Source organism: Hyphomonas oceanitis SCH89, assembly GCF_000685295.1.
Classification (GTDB): Bacteria; Pseudomonadota; Alphaproteobacteria; order Caulobacterales; family Hyphomonadaceae; genus Hyphomonas; species Hyphomonas oceanitis.
The window spans coordinates 1-4855 of sequence record NZ_ARYL01000074.1 but is presented as its reverse complement, the minus strand read 5'-3'; the positions used below and the strand labels follow the sequence as shown (position 1 = coordinate 4855).

At 58.6% G+C, this 4855-nt stretch carries 8 protein-coding genes; 5 read left to right on the top strand and 3 right to left on the bottom strand.

Translation table 11 applies throughout. The features are described from left to right. Positions 1-80: 80 nt before the first annotated feature. From hisA to HOC_RS19870, 3 genes are all read left to right on the top strand, one after another. Positions 81-809, top strand: a complete 729-nt coding sequence (gene hisA / locus HOC_RS19880) for a 1-(5-phosphoribosyl)-5-[(5-phosphoribosylamino)methylideneamino]imidazole-4-carboxamide isomerase (RefSeq protein WP_035542043.1) — start codon at positions 81-83, stop codon at positions 807-809. A 105-nt stretch (positions 810-914) separates the two neighbouring features. Beyond that, complete coding sequence (locus HOC_RS19875) at positions 915-1331, top strand: organic hydroperoxide resistance protein (protein ID WP_199285892.1); 417 nt, start codon at positions 915-917, stop codon at positions 1329-1331. Further along, positions 1328-1789 carry a MarR family winged helix-turn-helix transcriptional regulator gene (locus tag HOC_RS19870; RefSeq protein ID WP_035542036.1) on the top strand — a complete coding sequence of 154 codons (462 nt, stop codon included), beginning with the start codon at positions 1328-1330 and terminating at the stop codon, positions 1787-1789. Before HOC_RS19875 ends, HOC_RS19870 begins: the two co-directional genes overlap by 4 nt. A gap of 24 nt (positions 1790-1813) precedes the next feature. Here HOC_RS19870 and HOC_RS19865 read toward each other — a convergent pair whose 3' ends face one another. Both HOC_RS19865 and HOC_RS21610 read right to left on the bottom strand, forming a co-directional pair. Next, complete coding sequence (locus tag HOC_RS19865) at positions 1814-2560, bottom strand: GGDEF domain-containing protein (protein ID WP_051625157.1); 747 nt, start codon at positions 2558-2560, stop codon at positions 1814-1816. A 98-nt stretch (positions 2561-2658) separates the two neighbouring features. Next, positions 2659-2853 carry a hypothetical protein gene (locus tag HOC_RS21610; RefSeq protein WP_051625156.1) on the bottom strand — a complete coding sequence of 65 codons (195 nt, stop codon included), beginning with the start codon at positions 2851-2853 and terminating at the stop codon, positions 2659-2661. 129 nt (positions 2854-2982) lie between these two features. On the opposite strand from HOC_RS21610, the gene HOC_RS23030 reads away from it, so the two are divergent. Both HOC_RS23030 and HOC_RS19855 read left to right on the top strand, forming a co-directional pair. Further along, complete coding sequence (locus HOC_RS23030; RefSeq protein ID WP_084146501.1) at positions 2983-3477, top strand: Panacea domain-containing protein; 495 nt, start codon at positions 2983-2985, stop codon at positions 3475-3477. Between the two features lie 11 nt (positions 3478-3488). Continuing rightward, the gene (locus tag HOC_RS19855; RefSeq protein ID WP_035542026.1) at positions 3489-4199 is read left to right on the top strand and encodes a hypothetical protein; all 711 of its coding nucleotides are present in this window, start codon (positions 3489-3491) and stop codon (positions 4197-4199) included. Between the two features lie 147 nt (positions 4200-4346). Here HOC_RS19855 and HOC_RS22465 read toward each other — a convergent pair. Beyond that, a partial coding sequence (locus HOC_RS22465) for a hypothetical protein (RefSeq protein WP_035542022.1) occupies positions 4347-4855 on the bottom strand: 509 nt, incomplete at its 5' end.

Sequence of the window (4855 nt, the reverse complement as noted above, 5' to 3'; positions counted from 1 at the left end):
AAGGCGCCCCCATCGACCTTTGACGCATGCGCGCCAAAGCCCACTTCCCCCGCAGGCGGGGGAAGAGTAAGAGCCCTGACATGACCTTCACCCTCTACCCCGCCATCGACCTTAAAGACGGCCAGTGCGTGCGCCTCCTGCGCGGCGAGATGGATGCCGCCACCGTCTTCAATGACAGCCCCGCCGACCAGGCCGCGGCCTTCGATTCCGCCGGCTTCACCCATCTCCACGTGGTTGACCTCAACGGCGCCTTTGCCGGCACATCGGCCAATGGCGACGCGGTGAAAGCCATCCTCAAGGCCACCAATGCCCCGGTCCAGCTCGGCGGCGGCATCCGCACCCGCGCCCAGATCGACGCCTGGCTTGAGGCCGGAATCTCCCGGGTCATTCTCGGCACCGCCGCCCTGCGCGACCCCGAATTGGTCAAAGCCGCCGCCCATGACCTGCCCGGTCGCATCATTGTCGGCATCGACGCCAAGGATGGCATGGTCGCCGTCGAGGGCTGGGCCGAAACCAGCGACATGTCTGCTGTGGAGCTTGCAAAAGCCTTCGAAGGCTGCGGCGTCACCGCCATCATCGCAACAGACATCGGCCGCGACGGCCTGAAGACCGGCGTGAATGTCGACTTCACCTCCACTCTCGCCAATGCCGTCTCGATCCCGATCATCGCGTCAGGCGGCGTGCGCGATGTCGCCGACATCACGGCCCTGCGCGCCGCGCCGGGCACGCCCGTCTCCGGCACCATCCTCGGCCGCGCCCTCTATGACGGCGACATCATCCCGGCAGAGGCCCTCAAAGCCGCGCAATAGCCCGCAACCAAAGCGCCTCACAAAAGCGTGACGCGCTTTTGCAGCCTTTTATATTGTGCACAATTTAATTGCCCCCTATATACCTCTTGCCAACACAGGAGATACATCATGGCCCTTTATTCCACATCTGCCCGCGCTGAAGGCGGCCGCAACGGCCACAGCGAAACCACAGACGGCGCCTTCAAGGTCGACCTCGCGCTCCCGAAAGAGCTCGGCGGCAACGGCAAGGGCAACAATCCCGAACAACTCTTCGCCGCCGGTTATGCCGCCTGTTTCGACAGCGCGATCAACCACGTCGCCCGCCAGCAGAAGATCGCCCTTGAAAGCAGCGCGGTGAACGTCTCCGTCTCGCTCAACCCGAATGACACCGGCTTTGCCCTCGGCGTCGCGATCGAAGTGGAGATCACGGGGCTGGACCAGGCCGCCGCGAATGACCTGGTTGCACAGGCCCATGCCGTGTGCCCATATTCGAACGCCGTCAAAGGCAATATCGACATCAAACCCGTCGTGAAAGTGAAATGACCCCAGAGCCGGATGCCCCTGAAAACGCCAAGCCCAAGCCGTTCGATCCGCTCGCGCTCGATCACCAGCTTTGCTTTGCGCTCTATGCGGCGGCCAACCGGGTCATCCGGCTCTATCGCGACCAGCTGGAGCCCCTCGGGCTCACCTACCCGCAATACCTGACGCTGCTCGTCCTCTGGGAACGCGACGACCGCCTCGTCGGCGAGATCGGCGAAGCCCTGAGCCTCGATTCCGGCACGCTGACACCGCTCCTCAAACGCCTCGAAACCGCAGGCCACATCGTCCGCACGCGTGACGCCGCCGACGAACGCCGCGTCCGCATCACGCTCACCAAACAGGGCCGCGCCTTGCGCGCCAAAGCCGTGAAGATTCCCGAAAACATCGCCTGCGAAATGGGCCTGCCGCTGGAAACCCTCGTCCAGCTCAAGCAGACGCTGACCACCCTCGCCGCGCATTAATCATCCACGATAAAAGTCCGCCGCTCAGGCGATGGCGACAACCCGCAATGGCCCGCGCTCGGCCTTGCCTGCCTGGTTCTTGCCCGCCGCCTTGGAGGCATAAAGCGCCCGGTCGGCCCGGTTGAGCAGGGTCGAAAGGTTTTCGCCGCCCTGCGCCACGCACCAGCCGAGGCTCACCGTCACATCATGGCCCGCCGGTTGGCACGACGCGATTTCCCGCACCAGCGCGTCAAACCAGAAACGCGCGATCCCTTCGCTGGCAAAATACCCCGCTATCGCAAACTCTTCGCCGCCGAGGCGCGCGATCACGACGTCCGGTGGTGCAATACCGGCGAGAATGTCCGAAAGGCACTTCAACACCCGGTCGCCCGCATCATGGCCATGCTGGTCATTGATGCGCTTGAAATCATCAATATCGGCAATGGCGCAGGCAAACACGCTGCTGACAGCGCCCATCCGCGACTGCATGGCTTCGGCGCGCGCAAAGAAGGCCCGGCGATTGCTCAGGCCCGTCAGCTCGTCATGGTTTGCGAGATGCTCGTTCTGGTCAGACAGTTTCCGCACCTTGAGGTGCGCCCGCTGGACGCCAAAGCTGCACAGCGGCGCAATCAGCAGCGGCATGACAATGGCGGCTTCATAGCAACGCCGCAGTGTCAGCACCGGATCGATATGCGCCCAGGTCCAGATCGACACGAATGAGATCGCCGTCGCCGCAAGCGTCACCGACACAATGGTTCGCGCCGCTTTCCATTCGTGTTCCGACAGTCTCAAGGGCCTGCTCCTCATCTCCATAAACTATGGCAAACGAGGTTTAATACGCCGCGCACACGACCGGTTGAATTTGAACGATCCCGTTCAGCATGGGCCCGTTATACCGCGCTCGACAGGGGCCGCCTCAGCCGCCGCCGCGTGCGCAGCGCATGCGCCAGCGCCGTCTCCGCGCCGGTCGCCGGCGCCGCCTCCGCCACCAGCCGCGACAGCTTCGCCGCCCGCCGGCTCATCGCCTCCGCGCCATCCTTCCGGATCGCCTCGGATGTTTTCATTTCCAATGTCCTGAGGTCCATACCGTCTTCCTCCTGGGTTTTTCATCCCGCGCAGTCATCCGCCGCGCTTGGAGGCAGTATAGCGCAAAAGGGCCAGTTCTTGGATGAAAGGTCGGTTAACTAAATAGCGAGTAGTGTATATGTTGAAACATGGCGCTCGATCCTCGAATCATATGTAACTACATAATCGCGGCATCGCTTCGAAATGAGCGTCCCGTGACAAATTTGGCGCTCCAAAAACTCCTTTATTTGACACACGCACACTATGTAATGCGTTACGACAAGCCTTTGGTTACTGGGTACTTTGAAGCATGGCAGTTCGGCCCAGTTATGCCGGCAATATATAAAGAATTAAAGCCATTTGGACGCAGACCGATAAACAGGCTTTTTGAAGATATCGATCTTTTTTCCGGAGAAGTGCGTCCACTTCCACCCGTTGATGACGCCGCCACCTTAGATTTACTTCGGGATGTTCTTTATCATTATGAAAAGTTCTCGGCAGGACAGCTTGTAGACGTCACTCACGCATCTCACGGACCCTGGGACCATGTCTGGCACAAATCGAGAACTGACCCTTTTGCTGATCGGCGAATATCTGATACAATTACAAGAAGTAGATTCGGAAACTTAAAGCGATCTGTCTAAAGGATTCCGCCATGAAGCGGCTGCCCCAGTATTACTTAGCAAACTATATGGGTTTAGAGCCCGTTGAGAGACGCATTGCCCTTCGCAAGTTCTGTGAGACCAGTGCCGGATATTGGGGCTATGGAGCCTTCAATCTGTGCACAAGCGAGATACTAGGTGCAGAGACTGGTTTCTTGGGCAAACTTGATCCGGTCTCAGATGCACAAGTCGAACAGTTGATTCGCTCTAGTTGCACCTCGGGATCGGGACATGAGTTCACGAGCAATCTTCAAGTGGCAAAGGCTCTTATCCAATATGTGAAGTCTCGTGAGATCACCGCACGGTATTTTGAGATGCCGTCTGCACGCTTCGGTGCGGGAGAATTCCTACGTTATTGGAACGATCTTATCGTTGAAATCGACGGCGAACGATTTGTGCTCTGTATAGATCCAAAGCTAAACGGCCTTACCTCCAAAGGTATGCACATAGTGAGATCAATTGCACAAGTTCAGATTATCGAAGGGCTTCCTAAACTAGCAGGCTTCAAACCCGCCGTACTTTACTTCCCCAAGTCTGACAGCGGAAAAAGATACGCTATGCTTCGCAAATCTTCTTCGGATGAGTTTCACTCGTACGATGAACTTCACAGGCGCTACGTCGAGACATATAGTCAGTATGCAGATGTTTTGGAAGAAATTAGAAAAGAATCTGATGGGTCAGGAGCAACCGGCACACTCATATAGTCGAGTTCTATAGAGGTACTTAAGCGTTATTTTCACGCCGGCCCTACCTCCGCAACAACTGCTCATGAAGCCCGCCCCATTGGCGCCCCAGTTCTGGCCCTGTAGGGTGGGTTAGGCGCAGCCATAACCCACCGGGCAGGTGGCCCGCTACTTATAGGACGTAATGCCAACACCCTTGGAGGTGTCCCGCTCAACATAGAGCCTGCAATCATCAGATATGACGCGCGTTCCGTGCCGAACCGCCTCGATAATGTCAGACGCGTCAGACGGCGATGAACCGCATGGCACAAGTTGCGTCAGACGAACGTCTTCCTTCTCCGCCAGGTCGAGCAGGAACACGGTCAGGCTCTGCGCCAGAAGGTGCGTATTCAGTTCGTTGGCCCGCTTCCGTGCCGACCGCGAACCCAGACCGCTTTCCGAAAGAGTTCCGCGCCGCGCCTTTGTAAGGGAAGGGGACTCGCCCCGCGGCTCAAGCTGCAGCGAGGCATAATTCAACGGGTTCACCTGACCAAGCAGGACAAGCGCGGGTCCCGACAAGGCCGAAATGCCTGTCACCCACGCATAGGACTGATACGCATCATTCCAGCCCGCTTGCGAAACTTCATCTATCGAATCGCCGCCGAAGAAGGTAAGCGTCCGGCGTTGACGCCCTTGAC

Excerpts from the sequence above, each read along its gene's own strand:
- HOC_RS21610 (WP_051625156.1), bottom strand. The coding sequence starts at position 2,853 with ATGGACCTCAGGACATTGGAAATGAAAACATCCGAGGCGATCCGGAAG.
- HOC_RS19855 (WP_035542026.1), top strand. The coding sequence starts at position 3,489 with ATGAAGCGGCTGCCCCAGTATTACTTAGCAAACTATATGGGTTTAGAG.
- hisA (WP_035542043.1), top strand. The coding sequence starts at position 81 with ATGACCTTCACCCTCTACCCCGCCATCGACCTTAAAGACGGCCAGTGC.
- HOC_RS19870 (WP_035542036.1), top strand. The coding sequence starts at position 1,328 with ATGACCCCAGAGCCGGATGCCCCTGAAAACGCCAAGCCCAAGCCGTTC.
- HOC_RS23030 (WP_084146501.1), top strand. The coding sequence starts at position 2,983 with ATGGCGCTCGATCCTCGAATCATATGTAACTACATAATCGCGGCATCG.